At 36.2% G+C, this 19,054-nt stretch carries 17 protein-coding genes and 1 pseudogene; 5 read left to right on the top strand and 13 right to left on the bottom strand.

Features of this window, described 5'->3' with window-relative positions; all coding sequences use genetic code 11:
• Window positions 1-143: 143 nt before the first annotated feature.
• Both FLEMA_RS0102750 and FLEMA_RS67310 read left to right on the top strand, forming a co-directional pair.
• Window positions 144-671, top strand: coding sequence for a hypothetical protein (locus tag FLEMA_RS0102750; RefSeq protein WP_026994133.1), 528 nt, complete (start codon window positions 144-146; stop codon window positions 669-671).
• Window positions 672-996: 325 nt separating this feature from the next.
• The gene (locus tag FLEMA_RS67310; RefSeq protein ID WP_052353927.1) at window positions 997-1,437 is read left to right on the top strand and encodes a hypothetical protein; all 441 of its coding nucleotides are present in this window, start codon (window positions 997-999) and stop codon (window positions 1,435-1,437) included.
• Window positions 1,438-1,461: 24 nt separating this feature from the next.
• Here FLEMA_RS67310 and FLEMA_RS77040 read toward each other — a convergent pair whose 3' ends face one another.
• A complete protein-coding gene (locus tag FLEMA_RS77040; protein WP_169719926.1) occupies window positions 1,462-1,617 on the bottom strand; it encodes a hypothetical protein in 156 nt (51 codons plus the stop codon).
• 315 nt (window positions 1,618-1,932) lie between these two features.
• On the opposite strand from FLEMA_RS77040, the gene hisS reads away from it, so the two are divergent.
• Entirely contained in the window at window positions 1,933-3,294 is a 1,362-nt protein-coding gene (gene hisS / locus FLEMA_RS0102735) for a histidine--tRNA ligase (RefSeq protein ID WP_026994132.1), read from the top strand.
• A gap of 325 nt (window positions 3,295-3,619) precedes the next feature.
• On the opposite strand, the gene FLEMA_RS75870 is transcribed toward hisS, so the two are convergent.
• The gene (locus FLEMA_RS75870) at window positions 3,620-4,450 is read right to left on the bottom strand and encodes a phosphatase PAP2 family protein (protein ID WP_052353926.1); all 831 of its coding nucleotides are present in this window, start codon (window positions 4,448-4,450) and stop codon (window positions 3,620-3,622) included.
• 317 nt (window positions 4,451-4,767) lie between these two features.
• A complete protein-coding gene (gene pgi / locus FLEMA_RS0102725) occupies window positions 4,768-6,417 on the bottom strand; it encodes a glucose-6-phosphate isomerase (protein WP_026994131.1) in 1,650 nt (549 codons plus the stop codon).
• Window positions 6,418-6,858: 441 nt separating this feature from the next.
• Between pgi and FLEMA_RS67300 the strand changes: the two genes are divergently transcribed.
• Window positions 6,859-7,755: a glycosyltransferase family 2 protein gene (locus tag FLEMA_RS67300; RefSeq protein WP_044170673.1), complete on the top strand. Its 897-nt coding sequence runs from the start codon at window positions 6,859-6,861 to the stop codon at window positions 7,753-7,755.
• Here FLEMA_RS67300 and FLEMA_RS67295 read toward each other — a convergent pair whose 3' ends face one another.
• Complete coding sequence (locus FLEMA_RS67295; protein ID WP_081681244.1) at window positions 7,756-8,538, bottom strand: glycoside hydrolase family 25 protein; 783 nt, start codon at window positions 8,536-8,538, stop codon at window positions 7,756-7,758.
• Between the two features lie 324 nt (window positions 8,539-8,862).
• Between FLEMA_RS67295 and FLEMA_RS0102705 the strand changes: the two genes are divergently transcribed.
• A complete protein-coding gene (locus FLEMA_RS0102705) occupies window positions 8,863-11,292 on the top strand; it encodes an ABC transporter permease (protein WP_026994128.1) in 2,430 nt (809 codons plus the stop codon).
• A gap of 117 nt (window positions 11,293-11,409) precedes the next feature.
• Here the strand turns inward: FLEMA_RS0102705 and FLEMA_RS0102700 are convergent, their stop codons facing one another.
• The 9 genes and pseudogenes from FLEMA_RS0102700 to FLEMA_RS77335 all read right to left on the bottom strand — a co-directional run.
• Complete coding sequence (locus FLEMA_RS0102700) at window positions 11,410-12,294, bottom strand: cation diffusion facilitator family transporter (protein WP_026994127.1); 885 nt, start codon at window positions 12,292-12,294, stop codon at window positions 11,410-11,412.
• A gap of 419 nt (window positions 12,295-12,713) precedes the next feature.
• Window positions 12,714-13,883 (bottom strand): FAD-dependent oxidoreductase, encoded by a 1,170-nt coding sequence (locus FLEMA_RS0102695; protein WP_026994126.1) that lies wholly within the window; start codon window positions 13,881-13,883, stop codon window positions 12,714-12,716.
• 24 nt (window positions 13,884-13,907) lie between these two features.
• Entirely contained in the window at window positions 13,908-14,657 is a 750-nt protein-coding gene (locus tag FLEMA_RS0102690) for a helix-turn-helix domain-containing protein (protein WP_026994125.1), read from the bottom strand.
• 30 nt (window positions 14,658-14,687) lie between these two features.
• Complete coding sequence (locus tag FLEMA_RS0102685; RefSeq protein ID WP_218918518.1) at window positions 14,688-15,416, bottom strand: hypothetical protein; 729 nt, start codon at window positions 15,414-15,416, stop codon at window positions 14,688-14,690.
• 184 nt (window positions 15,417-15,600) lie between these two features.
• Window positions 15,601-16,200 carry a DUF6624 domain-containing protein gene (locus tag FLEMA_RS0102680; protein WP_026994123.1) on the bottom strand — a complete coding sequence of 200 codons (600 nt, stop codon included), beginning with the start codon at window positions 16,198-16,200 and terminating at the stop codon, window positions 15,601-15,603.
• Between the two features lie 136 nt (window positions 16,201-16,336).
• Complete coding sequence (locus FLEMA_RS0102675) at window positions 16,337-17,152, bottom strand: hypothetical protein (protein ID WP_026994122.1); 816 nt, start codon at window positions 17,150-17,152, stop codon at window positions 16,337-16,339.
• A gap of 113 nt (window positions 17,153-17,265) precedes the next feature.
• Complete coding sequence (locus tag FLEMA_RS0102670; protein WP_026994121.1) at window positions 17,266-17,919, bottom strand: LysM peptidoglycan-binding domain-containing protein; 654 nt, start codon at window positions 17,917-17,919, stop codon at window positions 17,266-17,268.
• Between the two features lie 199 nt (window positions 17,920-18,118).
• Window positions 18,119-18,679, bottom strand: a complete 561-nt coding sequence (locus FLEMA_RS0102665; RefSeq protein WP_044170668.1) for a cysteine hydrolase family protein — start codon at window positions 18,677-18,679, stop codon at window positions 18,119-18,121.
• A gap of 232 nt (window positions 18,680-18,911) precedes the next feature.
• Window positions 18,912-18,986, bottom strand: a pseudogene (locus FLEMA_RS77335) (pentapeptide repeat-containing protein); the annotation flags it as partial.
• Between the last annotated feature and the right edge of the window lie 68 nt (window positions 18,987-19,054).

Raw genomic sequence — 19,054 nt, 5'->3', positions numbered from 1 at the left:
TGGAATCGTCCTTTCAAAGAGATACAAAAATGTACTTGCCTCAATTACAAGGCTTTCCAATTATTATTCTTTAAGTAGATGATTTTTGAATAGTTTATGGTTATAAAAATTAATTGTAAATTTAGTAGCAAACTTGGTAAAATATGAAAAATGCTCAAATAAATTGGATTAAAGTGTATCTGCTGTCAGGGTTTATACTTATTTGTCAAACTATTTTTGCACAAAGTTCTACTTTTCGTTATCTTGATGTAAATACGTTATGTAAAGACAAGAAGGTTTTGTTGCTCAAAAACCAATTACCCAGCGGTTGGCAATTACGAACCAATGGTTCTAATTTTTTTATTGAACGCATAAACCCTGTATTTTTGCCCCAAGAAGCCCTAAAAAGCATAGAAACTCAAACTCAGCCTGTAGACAAGGTTGTGAATGGCCACAAAATGCTTTTATTCAAAACTAAGGCTTATTTCTTGATGACAGTAGAAAAACGTCTACCCTCCGATGCTACCAAAAGCAATCTGAAATCTATCAAAAGTATTTATTTGACCGATTACTATACTTTTTTCCTTTGGCAAAAACATGGATATACTTATTCAAAACACGTATTACCTGCCAATTTGTATGAGGAATTTAGAAGTATCGAGAAACTTTTGCAAGAAACTTGGATGCTTTGAGCGTGCTGTAATGAATGGCTAGGTAATGACGTTTAACTAAGGTCTAGTGCTTTATTAATCAAATCTGTACTTATAACTTGGCCAATTTAAAGCCTTACTTGATTTTGTATTAAATAAACTGATAGACCATTTCTTAAAGCTCAAATCGATTAGTTAGTTGCTGACTTGTATCCAATAAGTAATATCACAAAAATAGCCTCAGCCTTAAAACCAAACAACCACCTAATAATCAACACATTACCTTATATACATATTTGTAATTCAGTATTCTTAGTTATATGTTATTATTTGTTTAACCTACATTTTTAACCCCTAATAGTAAAAAATGAGACCAAAAATTTCTAAAAAAGCCCCCGGCGAAAGACTGGTAAAAAGAATGCCTCTGCGAACAAAATGGATACTGTGTGCAGCAGCGGGTCTATTGCTTTTTGGCTTTGGCATATCGATAGTCAGTGTGGCAGGCTATAAAAAAGGAAGTGGAGAAGCTTTTTATATCTGGTTTTTGATGGGATTATACGGACTAATTATGTCGAGCTTGGGTTTGGTAAGTTTTGGGCAGGCAATTCGATTTAAAGTATTGATGGATATTAATAAAAAATTCAATAAACAAGAAAAAGAATTAGCTAAACAAATCCGAAAACTGAATCATTTGGGTGAAGTTTTGAGAAATAAAGAAGATAAAAAGGCCAAATTGCCTGAAAAGAAAACCAAGGAAAAACCAAAGGATGGACAAAAAGAAAACCTCGCCACTACCGACGAGGTTTAAATCTCTTAGAAGAAATTCTGAAAATTACTTCGCAGCCTTCGCAGCAAATTCAGCTTTAATCGCCTCAATATCAATTAATTTGATTTCAGGTTTCTGACGCAAAAACTTGATTGCTTCGACTTTGTTGGTGGCTATAGCCTTATTTCTTCTGTCCTTTCTTTTTAGTCTTGTAACGGCCATTGTAAAACAGATTTTTTGTTTGAGGTGCAAAATTAGGTAATTAATTGTTTCTATCCAACTATTGTGTCGGATTAGTTGCCCAAACCTTCAATAAGTAGCTGATTTCACAAAATATTCTTGAATTAATTCTTAGATAAAACCCTCAAGGCTTCCAAAAACCTTGAGGGTTTGTTATTTTTGCGACTCTTTTGGGGGGTATCAAAACTTTGCAGAATCATACAAATACTCCAAAATATAGATAAAGTCAACACAGAAGTTCTGTTTATGCTTATCAAACAAAGGCCAATAAATAGAACAAATAATCCAATAATTCAGATGAGTAAACCGTCTTTAGTAAGAGGTACACGTGATTTTGGGCCAGAAAAAATGGTCAAACGAAATTATATTTTTGATTCTATCAAATCTGTTTTCCAGCGATTTGGTTTTCAACCACTCGAAACGCCTTCTATGGAAAACCTGTCGGTACTCATGGGCAAATATGGCGATGAAGGCGACCAGTTGCTTTTCAAAATCTTAAACTCGGGCAACTTCTCCGAAAAAATAGCCCAAGCTGATTTGGATGAAGGGTATAAAAAACTAACCCACAAAATCTCGGAAAAAGGTTTACGATACGACCTTACAGTACCTTTTGCTCGTTATGTAGTAATGAATCGTGGCACATTGCCTCTACCATTCAAACGTTACCAAATACAACCTGTATGGCGTGCCGACCGCCCTCAGAAGGGTCGCTACCGTGAGTTTTATCAGTGCGATGCCGATGTTGTTGGTACGGATTCGCTCATCTGCGAGGCCGAAATTATCCTGATGATTCATGAAGTTATGAAAAAATTAGGTATTAATTTCAACCTAAAAGTTAATAACCGTAAAATCTTGACGGGGCTTTCTGAAGCTATCGGAGCTTCAGGGCAAGAAGGTACATTGGCGGTTGCAATTGATAAATTAGATAAAATAGGAAAAGAAAAAGTATTGGAAGAATTGGCCGAAAAAGGCTTTTCTGAAGCTGCTTTGGCCAATTTAGAACCTGTTTTTGAAATTGGTGGCTCTAATCAAGAAAAATTCTTGAAGCTAGAAGAACTGCTTGTCAATTCAGAAATTGGCCAAAAAGGTATCCAAGAATTAAAACAAGTATGGGGCTATATTGGTGCTTTTGGCCTAAGCGACAATAATATTGAACTAGATATTACCTTGGCTCGTGGACTTTCGTATTATACAGGAGCGATTTTTGAGGTAAAAGCTTTAGATGTACAAATTGGCTCGATTACTGGAGGTGGCCGTTACGATAACCTTACGGGTACTTTTGGCGTACCGGGGCTATCGGGGGTTGGTATTTCGTTTGGTGTCGACAGAATCTTTGATGTATTGGAAGAACTAAACCTTTTTCCTGAAAATCAAGATATTACAACCCAACTATTATTTACACACTTTGGTGTAGACGAACAAAACTATAGCTTACCATTATTGCAAAAAGCTCGCTTGGCAGGTATCAATGCTGAGGTATACCCAGATAATGCTAAGATAAAAAAACAGTTGGATTATGCCGATAGGAAAAAAGTACCATTTGTATGTATTATTGGTTCGGAAGAAATAGAAACAGGCTTATTGACCTTCAAAAATATGATTTCGGGCGAACAAGAAAAGCTAACTATTGAGACCATCATTGAAAAAATCAAATCTTAAACTCAAGCTTTTCACCAAACATAAGTCATCCCGAATTTAGTGAATGAGTAATTATTTTTGAATATGACTTTTACCAGTAGAGACGCAATGCTTTATGACTAAAGAATGGGACTTTCTGATATTTAACATGAAAAAAGGCGATCGAAAAACAATTTTCGATCGCCTTTTTTATTCTTTCATTTGAGTAGTTTATAAGCCTCATCAATGTTCACTTGACGACCTTATGAATCACAACAAACACCAATAGAGGGCCTCTTTTAATATTGCCTAATATTTGGGATGACTCATGTTTAATACCATAACATTACAAAAAGACATCAGCACACTAAATCTTAATATTCAACGCCACACCACTTTGCGATGGCGAATAGAAAGGCTGTAACGAAATTTTCTTATTCTCTTTGAGCTTTTTATGAAACTCAGGAACAAGAATCCCCGAGGCAGCACCTACCAAAAACCCTAAAATAACATCAGTTTTAAAATGTTTTCCTGCTTCCATTCTATAATAACCCACCAAAGCAGGTGGCACAGCCGCTACCGAAAAGATAGCAATACGTTTCCAGCCCTTTATCTGTTTATAGTCTGTAAGTACCTTAGCAAGAAAAAAAGTGGCAGTACTACTAAAAGAAACGTGTCCGCTAAAAAACGAATTACTTTTGGCATCACCCGTTTTTTCCTCAACACTCAGTTTGGGGTTATAAGTAAGTGGTCGGGCTCGTCTAACAGGAAAAGCAGATGCAAAATACACCGCATTATCTACCGCATGCGTTACCATATACATACTCAGTAAATCCACCCAATCTTTACGCATATTTTTATCAATCATGAGTAAAGCAGGACTTACCAAAGCCAAATTCAGAAAGAAATCAGAGTTTTTTTGTGCCAAATCAAAGCCAGCAGGGTCTTTAAACGCAACAGGGCGGTCAAACGAATTAATATCGTTGGGATTCAGCTTGGCAATATCTGCGGCAGTAAAATTGGCTACCTTGTCGAGCTGCCGAAATCCAAAATATGAAGCAACCGTCAGTACTCCAGCTCCTGTAAGTTCATATTTGGGTACTACATAATAGATTTTTTGATGAGAAAGTGTATCCTGAGAAAAACCACTTTGAAAAGTACAAAAAACAATAAGAAGAAGTAGAAGATATTTCCTCATAATTTTGGTGATTTAGATTTAGCAACCGATTCATTTAAAAGCTATCCTCATGCCTCTTTTCCTTGACAAATATAGGCTTCTGAAGGTTGAGAAGACATTTTTCAAGTAAAAACTCCAGTTTAATATAGCTTTATTCTATAAGCTAATAGTTCGTAAAAAGAGTTTCCTAAATATTAAATTATTCTATTAAAAACATCTAATAGAATCAAAAAAGGAAGTTTTTCAGCAATAAATTACTAAAAAACTTCCTTTTACGTAATGTTTATTGATAACCATACCCCAAAAACACCCTCAAAGGTATTAGTATGACAAAAGAATTAGGCTCTCCAAACTTTATAAGCATTAATTAAGCCATTGGTAGAAGAATCGTGCGAATCGACTGCTGTATCAGAAGCTAATTCTGGTAAAATTTTGTTGGCCAATTGTTTACCTAACTCTACGCCCCATTGGTCAAAACTAAAAATATTCCAAATAACCCCCTGTACAAAGATTTTGTGTTCGTACATCGCAATCAAGCTACCCAAAGTACGAGGTGTTAACTGTTTGAAAAGAATGGAGTTGGTTGGGCGGTTTCCTTGGAATACCTTAAATGAAGCCAATTCTGCAATTTCTTCGGCCGATTTACCAGCTTTTTCAAATTCGGCAACTACTTCTTCAAGCGTTTTACCATTCATCAAAGCTTCTGTTTGGGCAAAGAAGTTGGAAAGCAACATTTGGTGATGCTCGCCAAGAGGATTGTGGCTAATAGCTGGAGCTAGAAAATCGCAAGGAATAAGCTTTGTTCCTTGGTGAATCAATTGGTAAAATGCGTGTTGTCCATTTGTACCTGGCTCGCCCCAGATAATTGGGCCAGTTTGGTAATTTACAGCTTGCCCGTCACGTCCTACATATTTGCCATTCGACTCCATATCGCCTTGTTGGAAATACGCTGCAAAACGGTGCATATATTGGTCATAAGGCAACAAAGCCTGCGAATCGGCATCGAAGAAATTGTTATACCAAATACCCAACAAAGCCAAAATTACAGGGATATTCTCATTAAAATCGGTATTTCTGAAATGTTTATCCATTGCATGAGCCCCCTCTAACAATTCGATAAAGTTCTCAAAACCAATAGATAATACAATTGAAAGACCAATAGCCGACCATAGCGAATAGCGACCACCAACCCAATCCCAGAAACCAAACATATTGTCGGCATCGATACCAAACTTCACTACTTCTTTTTCGTTGGTCGAAATAGCCACAAAATGCTTAGCAACAGCTTCTAACGAGCCACCATTGGCTACAAACCAATTACGTGCCGAATGGGCATTGGCCATGGTTTCCTGAGTAGTAAATGTTTTTGAAGCAATCAAAAACAAGGTAGTTTCAGGATTTACTTTTTTCAAAATTTCGGCAATATGCGTACCGTCAACATTAGAAACGAAGTGTAAATTCAAATGGTTTTTGTAAGGTTTCAGAGCCTCTGTAACCATTACAGGGCCCAAGTCAGAACCACCAATACCGATATTTACTACATCGGTAATAGCCTTGTCTGAATAGCCTTTCCATGTTCCAGAAATTACTTTTTCAGAAAAAGCCTTCATTTTTTCTAATACAGCATTAACAGCAGGCATAACATCTTCGCCATTTACTGCAATAGGTGAATTAGAACGATTGCGTAAAGCTACGTGCAATACGGCTCTATTTTCAGTTTTGTTGATTAAATCGCCTGTAAACATTCTTTCGATAGCATCGTCTAGTTCACATTCGTTGGCCAAAGCAATAAGAGCAGCCTTGGTTTTGTCATTAATCAAGTTTTTTGAATAGTCTATCAAAATATCTTCAAAGCGAATAGAATAATTTTCAAAACGCTGAGGTTCAGAAGCAAAAAGTTCTTTGAGATTGGTGCTTTCAATTTCTGGCTTGAGGTTTGAAAGATGCTGAAAAGCACGAGTTTGGTTGAAAGGAACTGATTTTAACATGATTAGTTTTTCTATTTATAAAAGGGAATTGATATACAAAAATACGAAAAGCACTATTAAGATAGTGAAAAAAAAGCAGATTTGGCAGGAGATTTACCCTCCAAGCGTATCTGTAAATGGCTTTTATAGATTTGATTTTTATACAAAAATCAAGTTGTTGTTGATGGGTTTGGCGAGTAAAGTACTTTGGTGTGCAAATTACAAAGTTCGGGGAGTTTCTTCAATGATTTTGCCAAAAATAGCCTCATAATTATTCATATATAGACCTTTTTACGGCTTGGGTGGTCGCAAAAAAAGCTGCAATCATCTACTAAATAAGGTTTTTAGGGTATAAAGTCCCACACAGGAGTAAACGGTTGAGCCTTTGCACCTGTCTATACTAGCAGAGTCTCCTCTTACAGAGGATTAATTTCCACAATTCATCTATAGCTTTATACGCTTATGAGCATTATTCATTCAACCATAGAAAAAAACAGTCATATTTCGAGCCAAGCAAAGACCTTTTCTATTTTGATACCTTCTTGGAATAATTTAGTGTATCTGCAATTATGTATCAATAGTATCCGTAAAAACTCTGTTTTTAACCATCAGATTATTGTACATATCAATGAAGGGAAAGATGGCACTCTGGCATGGGTAAAGCAACAGCCCGATATTGACTATACTTATAGCCAAGCAAATATCGGTATTTGTTATGCCTTGAATTATGCTGCCACACAAGCCAAAACCGACTATATTTTGTACATGAACGACGATATGTATGTTTGTCCGAATTGGGACAAAGCGTTAGTCGAAGAAATTAATGCGATTGGCCACAAAAACTTCTTTTTGTCGGCCACCATGATTGAGCCTTACAATACCAACAATACTTGTGTGATTCATAAAAGCTATGGCTTGGACATTACGGCTTTCAACGAACAACAGCTTTTGGCCGAATATGAGTCATTAGAAAAAGAAGACTGGACTGGGGCAACGTGGCCCCCTAATGTTGTACATCGAGATGTTTGGAATGCTGTTGGCGGATATAGTATAGAGTTTCACCCAGGAATGTACTCCGACCCCGATTTTTCGATGAAACTCTGGAATATGGGTATTCGTTTGTTTAAGGGCGTAGGAGCAAGTAAGGTTTATCATTTTTCGGGCGTTTCTACGGGCAGGGTCAAAAGAAACAAAGGGTATTTTACCTTTATCCAAAAATGGGGAATGACCTCAGGATATGTTATGAGTAATTTTTTGAGAAAAGGCGAAAAATTCAATGGCCTGCTGCTCGAACCCGTTGATACATTTGGGGCCAAATTCAAGAACCTTTTCAAACGAGTATCAGCAACACTGCGGTAGTTACAAACAGAGGTCGTCGAGGTCGGCTTTGTTTCCTAGAAAAACATTAAAATCAACCGTTCCTCTGATTCCCTCTACCCATCCGTTTTTGTTGTGCTGCCAAAACCAAAGTGTAGACTTATAGCCTTTAAGGCTTTCACGAGAATAATCGGCTATCCATAACGGATAGTCGTCGTAATTGCCTTTAATAAACTTTTTATAAAAATTAGGATTGGTATAAATAATAGGTTTTTTGCCGTAATGTTTTTCTACTAAATCCAACCATATTCCTATTTCACGGATAATTTTATCGTCTGATTTTAAGGAGTTTTGCTCAATGTCCAACACAGGAGCTAAATCTCCTTTTTTGAGCTTCACCGAGTTGATAAAATTCTTGGCTTGCCCGACAGGCTCACGCCATGCAATATAAAAATGATAAGCCCCACGTTTGAGTCCTGCTTTTTTGACGTGTTCCCAGTTACGTTCAAACTGCCTATCGGCATGAGTAATTCCTTCGGTAGCTTTCAGAAAGGCAAATTCTATTTTATAATCGTCCTCAAAACGCATTTTCACTACCTTTTTCCAGTCTATTTCGCCATTATGATGCGACACGTCGATACCATGAATAGGATAACGCAAAGGTAAGGTAATACCTACCTTCGACACCCTCGCCCATCCATTGGGGTTTGGCCGAAAGAACGCAAAATAAATAAGCCAAATAATAGATAAAAATCCCGAAATCAATATTAGGATTTTAATATTGCGAGGTAATGCGTAATATCGGCGAAGTAATAGTTGAATCATTTTACAAAAATAGGAAAAACTCATTTATCATCAATAATATCGTGCAAGTGATAAGCTTCAATGGGCAAAATCCAAAAAACAATTATGAATACAGCCATATTTTTAGGGGCAGGGGCGGCGGCTTCTTACCATTAAATTGCCAATGTAAATCCCTTATTATCAATAGGATTAGCAATTGTACAAATTTCCGAACAAAAAATGTATCAAAATCGAACAGCCAGATTTCTCTACCACCAACTAAATCGCTGTTTTTCAATATATTACAACATTGGCATAGATTTTTAGTTATATATGGTAATTTGAACCCTTTAACTAAACAAACCGATGTGGAAAAACTACTTTAAAATTGCCTTCAGGAACTTACGCAAAAACAGTGTATTTTCAATTGTCAATATCCTTGGAATAGCTCTTTCTATTTCGGCATTTGTTTTGATGCTCGAATATATCAGTTTTGAGCAAGGGGTTAATCAGAATCATCTCAACGCTAACCATATAGTAAGGGTCAATACGGTATCTCAAGACAATAATAGCGTTAACGATTTTACGCCACCTCCTTTTGCTCCGCAATTCAAGCAAAATTTTAGTGAAATACAGGCCTATTGTCGTATTATGGATGCTGGTACGGCCACAGGAATTGTTGCCACTACTAAGCCCGACAATACGCTTCAATCTTTTCGTCAAAAAAATATTACTTATACCGATGCCAGTTATTTCAGGATATTTACCCAAGCTATCATAAGTGGCAACGCCCAACTGGACGCTCCAAACCAAGTAGTTATTAGTGAGTCAGAAGCCCAAAAGTTGTTTGCAAACACCAATTCCATTGGCAAAACGATTACGCTTTATAACCAATTTGGCAAAACGAACTATGAGGTTACAGCCGTTTGTCAAAATGCCCCCGAAGGCTCTGATTTAAACTATGGCTATTTCTTTTCTCTAAAAACCTTAGAAAATCCTGCCAACCTCAACGGAAATGATTGGGCAAACCTCAGTAACTTAGGGTTTTATTCTTTCCATAGCTTTTTATTGCTTGCTCCTACGGCCAATCGCTTGGCATTGACCGACAAAGCCAATACTTTGCTTCACAAGAATTTTCCGCAAGCCAATGCCCAGATTCAGTTACAAGATTTTGAGTATTTGCATTTAGGCAAAAGCCTTGGCGACACCGCTCCTACCAGTGGCAACCTCAAGTTTATTTATTTGTTAGGCTGTATCGGCATACTTATCTTACTGATTTCGTGGCTCAATTATATTAATCTTTCTACTGCTAGTGCTATCAAAAGAGGTAAAGAGGTTGGTATTAGAAAGGTCGTTGGTGCAAGTAGACCACAGCTTGTTGCTCAGTTTTTGGGAGAATCTTTGCTACTCAATATTGGCGGAGTTATATTTTCTATTTTGATTATAGCTCTAACACAAGACTATTTTAATGATTTAGTTCAGAAAAATCTTTCGTTCAGCACTATTTTCGAGAACAAGCTTTGGGGTATTTCCATGAGTGTTATTTTGATGGGCCTCGTGGTGTCGGGTGGATATGTCGCTATGGTGCTGTCGTCGTTTTCTACTACCGAAACCCTCAAAGGCACATTTAGTAAGTCGGTGAAGGGTATTTTCTTACGAAAAACCCTTGTTGTTTTTCAATTTACGGTATCAGTTTCGCTGATTATATCAACCTTGGTGCTGTATCGTCAACTAATGTATATGCAAAACCAAAACCTTGGTATGAATATCGACCAGCTTTTGGTAATTAAAGGGCCACAAATTACTGATAGCCCAAACCGCAAACAAAGCTCAATTGCTTTCAAACAAGCCTTGGCTGGATTACCATTTGTAAAAAGTTACAGTATGTCGGGCAGCGTTCCTGGCAATAGTTTTAATTTCTCGATAGAAGGTTTTACTAAACCAAACCCTCAAACTGGTGATGAGAAAAAGGTGTATCAAGTGATGTCGGCCGACAACCAATATTTCGCTATTTATCAGATTCCTTTGCTAGCAGGCAATAACTTTACCGATGCCATGTGTGAACAGGGTTATGAGGGCGACAAACTGATTATCAATCAGCAAGCTGCCGAGTCGCTAGGTTTTGTATCGCCACAAGCCGCTATCGGACAAAAGGTAAATTGGGGAAAGACTTTTGAAATTATTGGTGTGATCAGCAATTATCATCACTTTTCGCTAAAACAGGCTATCGAACCTACGGTTATTGTGCCTCAGTTTAACCAAAGCTATTATACGGTACGTCTTACAACCAAAGATATAGGTCAGAAAATGACTCAATTAGAACAAACTTTCAAAAAGAGTTTTGTAGGTAATCCATTTGAATACTTTTTTGCCGACGATAATTTTAACCAACAATACCACACAGAACAGCAATATGGTAGGTTATTTATCACGTGTTCAAGCTTGGCCATTTTTATTTCTTGCTTAGGGCTTTTTGGGCTGGCGTTATTCAATGTTGAACAAAAAACCAAGGAAATTGGAATCAGAAAGGTATTAGGAGCATCTATTAGTCAAATTGTAATGCTTTTGTCGAAAGACTTCCTACAATTGGTTTTTATTGCCTTATGTATCGCATCGCCTTTGGCTTGGTGGGCAGGAAATATTTGGCTTACCGATTTTGCATATCGCATAGAACTCAGTTGGTGGATATTTGTGTTGGCGGGTTTGGTGGCTATTGCTATTGCTCTTATCACAATCAGCTTTCAGGCTATCCGAGCCGCTACTGCCAATCCAATACAGTCACTCAGAAGTGAGTAAGTTAGTTCAATGAGGGAGTTATGGTTTAGTGAATAATGAAAGTTTTTTATTATTCGCTAAATCAGTTATTCACATTAGCATACAGAATAACTGATTTATGAAAGTATAGAGTGCTTTTTATTCAGGATATACGTCGGGTTCGATATGAATCAAAACGTGTCCTAGTTCGGGGATTTTATTACGCAAAGTGTCTTTGAGGTTGTGGGCAATATCGTGTCCGTGTTTTACGGTAATATCGGCATTAACCATTGCATGTAAATCTACATGATATTTCATTCCTGCTTTTCTGATAAAACATTTTTCAGTACCTACCACCCCATCCACTGTCAACGATACCTTTCTGATTTCTTCAACGAGGTCGTCGTACAGGTGTTCGTCCATAATTTCGCCAAGGGCTGGTCTGAAAATATGATAGCTATTATAAAGGATAAACCCCGAGGCAAACAATGCTGCCCAGTCGTCGGCGGTTTCATAACCTTTGCCAAAATACAAAGCAATAGAAATACCCATAAAAGCAGCAACAGAGGTAATTGCATCGCTTCGATGATGCCAAGCATCGGCTTTTAGCGACGAACTGTTGGTTTCTTTGGCCTTTTTCATGACCAACCTAAATGATACTTCTTTCCAGATAATCAACGGCGTAAGAATAAATAACGTCCAAACTTTGGGTAATTCGTGTGGCGTAGAAATATTCTTGATGCTTTCGTAAGCAATAATCGTAGCCGAGGTAATTAAAAAACCAACCACCAAAAATGTTATCAAAGGCTCAGCCCGTCCGTGTCCATAAGGGTGATTTTTATCGGCTGGTCTGTTGGCATATTTTATACCAAATAATACCAAAAAAGAAGCAAATATATCGGTGGTTGATTCTATGGCATCAGCAATTAAAGCGTATGAATTACCAAAAAAGCCCGCAAGTCCTTTAATTATTGCCAATGAGGCATTTCCGATAATACTAAAATAGGTTGTTTTGATTGCGGTTTGCTCGTTGGTTGTTGTCATTTTTCAGTTCTATTTAATGACTATTCTTGTTTAGGGGGTACATAAGAAGTGTCCAAACATTCGGCTAAGATAGAAGATTTGACTAGACTGAAAAAGATAATTTGGGTATTTTTCCGTTTACTGCTCAGCACCAAGATCTTAGGAGGTTTTGGTATGTTTAATTTCTTTCTTTCAATAATAACGTATCGATTTTTTTTACCGTCTCAATAAAGGCACTTATCCTCTTTCAAATCATTTCTTGCTATTGTTTAATTATTTTAGGCTTAAAGCTCGGATTGGGAAACTGTATTTCCTAAATTCTGGGAGGGTGAAGGCTATTTTTTCAGATAAAATTCATCCTATATAAAAGCCTAGAAGGTACAGTAAAGCAATATTTCGACCAACCTTCTAAGCTAGTAACTAATCAATTAGAGGTAGTTTTAGTCAGGGGTATGTCCACTAAAAAAGTTAAGCATCGTTGTCAAAGCATTTTCACTGTGCATTCTTTCTCCATTCTCAAGAGATTCTTTTGCCATAAGTGAAGCCCTTTTACGCATATTTATTTCATAAAAAGCAATAGCTTCTTGCCATGTTTTATTTTGTCCGGAAGTCAAACTTTCACTTAACTCTAAGGCATCGAGCATTGCCATATTTACGCCCTCTCCTGCAAAAGGAGGCATTACATGAGCGGCATCGCCAATGATGGTCAAATTGGGTGAGGCTTTCCAAGTCTGAGCTAAAGGCATACACTGAATAGGTCTTGGTATCAATGGCATTTCACTTTTCTTGATAAGTTCATCCCAAATTTCGCTCCAATCAGAATATTCGTTTTTAAACCACTCTAATAGCTGTGTTTTGTTAGAAAAATCTAAACCACACTTAGAAAGCCAGTTTTCATCAGCCTTAAAGCTTATATAAAAACCTACCACTCTGTTGGCTTTTTGTCCTAAGAGTATATCTTTTTTGTTGCCAAAAGCCATTATCTTACCTCCACGAAGTACAGAAGCTACTTGAGGAATAGCCATTTCGGCATTATGAACATTGCCTTCAAGCATCATAATACCTGTGTAAAAAGATGTAATATCGGTAATATAAGGTCTGATTTTTGAATTGGCCCCATCGGCTCCAATCACTACATCGGCATAAACGCTTTTTCCATTTTCAAAATGTAATGTCCAACCCTCACCTTGTTTTTCCATCGATAAAAAATGGCTATTCCAAACAATACTGTCAGGTTGCAGCGAGTTTAATAAAATTTTCCGTAATACTCCTCGGTCTATTTCAGGACGAAAATGCTGATTACCAAAATTTTCAAGTTGTTTGGTATCATGGTCACTGAAATACACCACTGCCTTTTCATTTGTAATTGTAGTTTTGTCGGCACCTAGCAGATAATTGTTTCTGAATTCATCCAATAGATGGGCTTTCCGCAAAGCAGCTAACCCCGAACTATCGTGCAGGTCAAGAGGCGAGCCTTGTGTTCTTGCATTTTCATCGATGTCTCTTTCATACACCTTTACATGTACCCCTTTTAGTTGTAAAAGTCTTGCCAAAGTTAGTCCGCCCGGACCACCTCCTACGATTGCGATTTGTTTATTGATTAATGTCATAATTTTGAAATTTAGACTCCAAAATTATAGCTGGTCATAAACTAAAAATTGTAAAAATCGGTCGTTTTTATTTTTGTGGAGTTCTTTAGGCGAAACACCCGATAGTTGTTTTATTTCTTTAATAAAATGCGATTGGTCAGTAAAATTGAGCTGAGGATACAGTTTACCCTCTTTGATATGAGGGAGAGATGCTTGAAAACGCAGTATTTTACAATACGCTTTTAATGAAAGGCCAAATTGCTGATTAAAATACCGATTAATTTGTCGTTGACTCCAAAATACTTTTTCAGAAAGCTCTTTGATAGGGATTTCGCCATTAGAGGCTGCAATTAATTGGAATAAATTACGTTTACGTTCATCTATTGTATTTGGTAAAAGGGCATTGATTTTTTGTATTACTTTTTTACAAAATTCTTTAAAGTCATTCAAATCATCAATACAAAAATCCCAGAAATCACTAGGTAAAAGTTTTCCTGTATTGACAATATCGGCGATTGAACAATTAAAAACATATTCAATTGCAAGCGGATTAAAACTTACCGAAAAGAAATTGGAGACTTCCTGTTGGGTGTACTTTGGCTTAGTTTCTAGCCCTAGTAGAGCTATATAAAGCTGATTTTCCTTAGTTTTTGAAAAAACTAAATCAATTTTGCCATTCGGAATTATCACTGCTTGATGCTGATTGGAAAAATTTTGTAAGGAGGAAAAACAATAGACAAAATCAGTAAGCGATGTGTCTGGCTGAACAAGCTGAAAATGTAAGTTATTTTCCATGCCCAAAAATACTTTTAAGAGGCTGTTTTATTAACATCCCATTGCTACTTCTATAATAATCAATTTTGTGATGGTTTGCCCATTGTCCTTGCGTTGTCCTGTAAGCCGCAGAAAATAGCGACTTACTCCCACCCCACTTGGATATTCTGTTGGAGATTGAATTTTTGAAATAAGTTTTAGCCAATCTTTTCCACATTGTTCTTTTACTCTTTCTTTCAATTCTGAAATATCAATCGTAGGGAATTTTTCCCAGTCTTTCTCAGAATATGACCGACCAATATATTGCCCCTTTTTATTTGATTGTAGTTTTTCCCATTCAGAAGTATAATGCTTCCAATCAACAAGGTCGCAATGTGGCCCTTCATCCATGATTGTTACACTTGTTTCATAACGCTGTTCGACAGTTGAGTTGGTTAATTGATTGGTCGTAATAGAAATCACTTGGCCTTCAATTGTTTCTCCAAGTTCGGCATAAAGATAAACCGTATCTTTTTGAATCTTATCCAGTTGATTGTTTGTATCAAATACAATCAGGCGGCTTATTGCCATTGAAAGCTCTTCAAATTTTATGTTTGTAATGGTATCTTCCTCGATTGTACTATCCGATGTATGTGTATTTCCTACTATTATATTGGCCGAACCTCTGTCAATACTGTCGTTTTTGATCAGATTTTCTGCTTGTTTGCTTGAGGTTATGCTATCACACGAACACATTATCGCCAAAATCAAGCAAATACTTATTAATTTTAATATTGGCATGGTATTTTTTAAATATAGCTACAATTTATGGTTTAACAGTTAGGTGATACAAGTTTGATTGTGATTGGTGTTTTTAATCGTGTCCAAATTTTGTATCGAAGCTACTCAAATTTTTGTAACTGACGAATAAATTCGCCCGCTAAAAGGAAAATGTTGCAAAAGTTTCAATAAAAATAGGTAGCTTTTATTGTATCCACCCGACATTACGTTTCCATTCTATTACCTCCTGTTTTCTTTTTTCGTAATCTATAGGTGGTATTTGATTTTCGGCTTGAGCTTGTCTTCTTATGATTAGTGTTTGTTCTTCAAGCGTATTGAGTCCTATAGCTTTTCGCCTTTGATTTACTTTGGTCAAATCGTCAAAAAGACTGGGACTTAACTCTCCTTTTTCGTTCCAATCAAATTGTGTTCCATAAAGTTGAGGTTTTTCTTCAAAAACAGCTATTCGGTCGGTAAGATAAGCAAGCATTTTAGGGTCTGCTTTGTTTTCATCAACGGCTTTTTCCAACAGTAAAACACACTTTTTCATAAATTCGGGAAGTTCTATTGCGTGTTGTATTACTAGCCAAGTTGCTTCACTAGCTTCTGTACCTACTTTGTTTATGGTAGGGTAGCCAATTGTATCTATTATATCGTTTAAAATACTGGCATTTTTATTATGCAAGTATTTCATTTCTTCATGATACACTTGGCCAATTTGTCCATTTTGAATAAGTCTTTCTCTACATGCTAAGTCAGCATTTTTTAGGGCAATTATTGTTTCTGCTATGCTTTCGTAGTTCATTTTCAGCAAGTAATTTGTTTTTGAGAGTATTTCAAAAACAAATATAGAATAAATCAAAGCCCAATAATATAACCACTTAACAATCAATACCATTAGGTTATTTCTAAGAAGCTAATGGTATTGATTTTGTATTATTTTAGCTTGACGCTTTATTCAAGGTATTTTTGTTTGACAACAACATTATACCAATCCAATAGCTTGGGGCTAATGCTATGGCAGGAACCATAAACGGAAAGTAGTATTGAAAATCACTTTTGATGAAGAATAGCCCACAAAAAGTAGCTCCAACTAAACTAAATATACTCAGTAGAGCCAACTGCCACTTTCTTATTTGGGTATATGTTGTAAGAACAAATGCAATAAGTACTGCTGATATATATAACAACACTCTCGCTATTGTACGCCAATGAATATTATAATCAAACTGCTTGGTAAAATCGTCTGCATTTTTGCCTGATGCTGTCCAATCTTGCATTTTTGAACTAAAAATAAAGGAACTGAAATTATCCCAAATATTGAGCAATACTGTAATAGCCAAAATTGCTATAGTGATTTTACCTAAAGTTGTTTTAAAATCTGCCAAAATCTTGAGCCCGCCAAGCACCAACAACAATACTGCTATTAGTAGCATTCCATACCTAAATTTTTCAATTGCAGAAAAAGTAAGCAGTTGAGCATCTTCTCGCGGAGCTCCCAGATGTAATGGAAAAATCGCAATCATGCCAATCATAAAAAACAGCCATCCTGAAAAGCTATTTGTTTTTTTTAGGAAGTACACAAGCCCAAATCCAATAGCAATAATACCTACACAAAGTACTATATATTGGCTAAAGGTATCATAGTTGACCTGATTTTCGGGAAGAAAAAAGCTTTCAGTAATGGGTAAAAATGGTAATACAAGAATAATAATTACCGCTATAGCTCGAAAGAATATTGTTATCCATGTCTTCATATTACAGTTATTTTATGTATTCTCGGTTATTGGTACTGCCGACGTGGAGAGGCATAATTTCGTTCAATATTTGACTAAAATTTCATAAATCGTACCTCAGTAATACAGACTTTTTAGCCAACATATCTCCCCCAAACAGTATCAGATCTATCAAATACATTAGGAAGAGTTTCTTGAATTGCATCAGAATATTTCTTATCGTTACCCAAGCTACAGTGAACTACTTTTTTCATTGCACCATTTTCTACTTCCGAAATAATTCCAACATGCCCTATGTTTTTTCCCGCATCATACACAACGATACAACCAACTTCGGGAACACTTAAACGTTCAAAAATTCCTGTTTGGCTATTAATATCATCTACCATAGAATCAGTATAAATCCAACCTCCATGTTTTTTGTAAAATGGAATATCCGTTTTACGAGAAAGCCCTAAAACCCAACACACAAAGCCACTACAATCGCAGAGATTATCTTTAGTAGGCAAATGATATTTTTCATCTCTACCACCTTTTCCTAACTCATATCTAATGCCTTTTCCTATTACAGATTTTGCTCTATTAACCCTTTCAAGTGGCGTTAAGGTTACAAAATCAAAGTTATTCTCTGGAATATCTTCTATATTTGGAATATGAATTAGCTGTCCTTCGTATATCAAATTGGGGTTTTTAATAGAAGGGTTATACGCAATAATCAGTTCTACAGGCAAACTGAAGGCATTGGCTATTTTAGCGAGGGTATCGCTTTTTTTGATTTTGTAAAACATACTGTAGCTGGTTTTGAAGGTTATTGAGTTAATTTATTTTTTAATATTTTATCCCCAAAAGACGATAAATGAATAGGTATTACACCATTACCTGTATTGAGGCAATATTCTGGATATTCCTATACTTATGTTATACTAATCATTCATAAATTCTCAAATACCCAACAAACCAAGCTGCACAATACTGTATTTACTTCCGTTAGCTATTTATACTCAGATATTCTTCTGTTGTTTGTACAGTTGAATAGAAATAACTCAAAGCTGCTAAAAATGCAGTTTGCACATCGGCGGCTTTGACTTTAGTATTATTTACTGCTAGGTCTTTGGTAGCACAGGCATCACCTACAACGATACAATTAAACCCAAAGTCCTTGGCCGCTCTTGTTGTTGCATCTACGCACATGTGTGTTTGCATACCACAAATCACCAAATCCGTTATTTTTTGGGAAGTTAAATAGGCTAATAGATTAGTTTCTCGAAAACTATTTGGATAATGTTTTACAATAACAATTTCTTTCTCTGTTGGCTTTACACTCTCATGAATGGCTGCCCCTATGGTATCGGGAATAAAAAATGTAGCATTGGGGCGGTTTGCAATATGTTGAATATGAATAATGGGTAAGTTTTTCTTCCTAAAATGTTCAAGTAACAACTGAGCATTGCTACCTGCTTGGTCAGGACTAACAAGTTGTGCTGCTCCGCCCTCAAAATAGTCATTTTGAATATCTATTATAATTAATACTGTATTAATATTTTTCATTTTCCAAACTGTAATTTAGTACTTCATTTTAAGTTTACGTATTCCAATTTTCACAATCAAGCACTTATAACAGCCTGATAAATAACACACTAATGCTGATTAACATCATTTATAAAACTAAACACAAGGTAATTGTCTTTTTTTAAAAAAAAAGATAATTATTGATTAAACGGTTCAAAAATAAGCAAATCCAACAAAATCACTAAATCACAACTCACTAAATCACAATTCACTAAATCACTAAATCACAATTCACTAAATCACAATTCACTAAATCACAATTCACTAAATCACAATTCACTAAATCACAATCACTAAATCACTAAATCACTAAATCACTAAATAAAAAAGCCGCTAGCAAACGAATGCTAACGG

It is taken from the genome of Flectobacillus major DSM 103, assembly GCF_000427405.1.
Classification (GTDB): Bacteria; Bacteroidota; Bacteroidia; order Cytophagales; family Spirosomataceae; genus Flectobacillus; species Flectobacillus major.
This window is presented reverse-complemented; position numbering and strand designations above follow the sequence as displayed.

Bases quoted from the DNA above. Each gene is read 5' to 3' on its own strand.
- FLEMA_RS0102685 (WP_218918518.1), bottom strand. From the start codon at position 15,416: ATGCCAATATTAAAATTAATAAGTATTTGCTTGATTTTGGCGATAATG.
- FLEMA_RS0102690 (WP_026994125.1), bottom strand. From the start codon at position 14,657: ATGGAAAATAACTTACATTTTCAGCTTGTTCAGCCAGACACATCGCTT.
- FLEMA_RS67310 (WP_052353927.1), top strand. From the start codon at position 997: ATGAGACCAAAAATTTCTAAAAAAGCCCCCGGCGAAAGACTGGTAAAA.
- FLEMA_RS0102670 (WP_026994121.1), bottom strand. From the start codon at position 17,919: ATGTTTTACAAAATCAAAAAAAGCGATACCCTCGCTAAAATAGCCAAT.
- FLEMA_RS0102665 (WP_044170668.1), bottom strand. From the start codon at position 18,679: ATGAAAAATATTAATACAGTATTAATTATAATAGATATTCAAAATGAC.
- FLEMA_RS0102700 (WP_026994127.1), bottom strand. From the start codon at position 12,294: ATGACAACAACCAACGAGCAAACCGCAATCAAAACAACCTATTTTAGT.
- FLEMA_RS0102695 (WP_026994126.1), bottom strand. From the start codon at position 13,883: ATGACATTAATCAATAAACAAATCGCAATCGTAGGAGGTGGTCCGGGC.
- pgi (WP_026994131.1), bottom strand. From the start codon at position 6,417: ATGTTAAAATCAGTTCCTTTCAACCAAACTCGTGCTTTTCAGCATCTT.
- FLEMA_RS0102750 (WP_026994133.1), top strand. From the start codon at position 144: ATGAAAAATGCTCAAATAAATTGGATTAAAGTGTATCTGCTGTCAGGG.
- FLEMA_RS0102705 (WP_026994128.1), top strand. From the start codon at position 8,863: ATGTGGAAAAACTACTTTAAAATTGCCTTCAGGAACTTACGCAAAAAC.
- hisS (WP_026994132.1), top strand. From the start codon at position 1,933: ATGAGTAAACCGTCTTTAGTAAGAGGTACACGTGATTTTGGGCCAGAA.
- FLEMA_RS67295 (WP_081681244.1), bottom strand. From the start codon at position 8,538: ATGATTCAACTATTACTTCGCCGATATTACGCATTACCTCGCAATATT.
- FLEMA_RS75870 (WP_052353926.1), bottom strand. From the start codon at position 4,450: ATGAGGAAATATCTTCTACTTCTTCTTATTGTTTTTTGTACTTTTCAA.
- FLEMA_RS0102680 (WP_026994123.1), bottom strand. From the start codon at position 16,200: ATGAACTACGAAAGCATAGCAGAAACAATAATTGCCCTAAAAAATGCT.
- FLEMA_RS67300 (WP_044170673.1), top strand. From the start codon at position 6,859: ATGAGCATTATTCATTCAACCATAGAAAAAAACAGTCATATTTCGAGC.
- FLEMA_RS77040 (WP_169719926.1), bottom strand. From the start codon at position 1,617: ATGGCCGTTACAAGACTAAAAAGAAAGGACAGAAGAAATAAGGCTATA.
- FLEMA_RS0102675 (WP_026994122.1), bottom strand. From the start codon at position 17,152: ATGAAGACATGGATAACAATATTCTTTCGAGCTATAGCGGTAATTATT.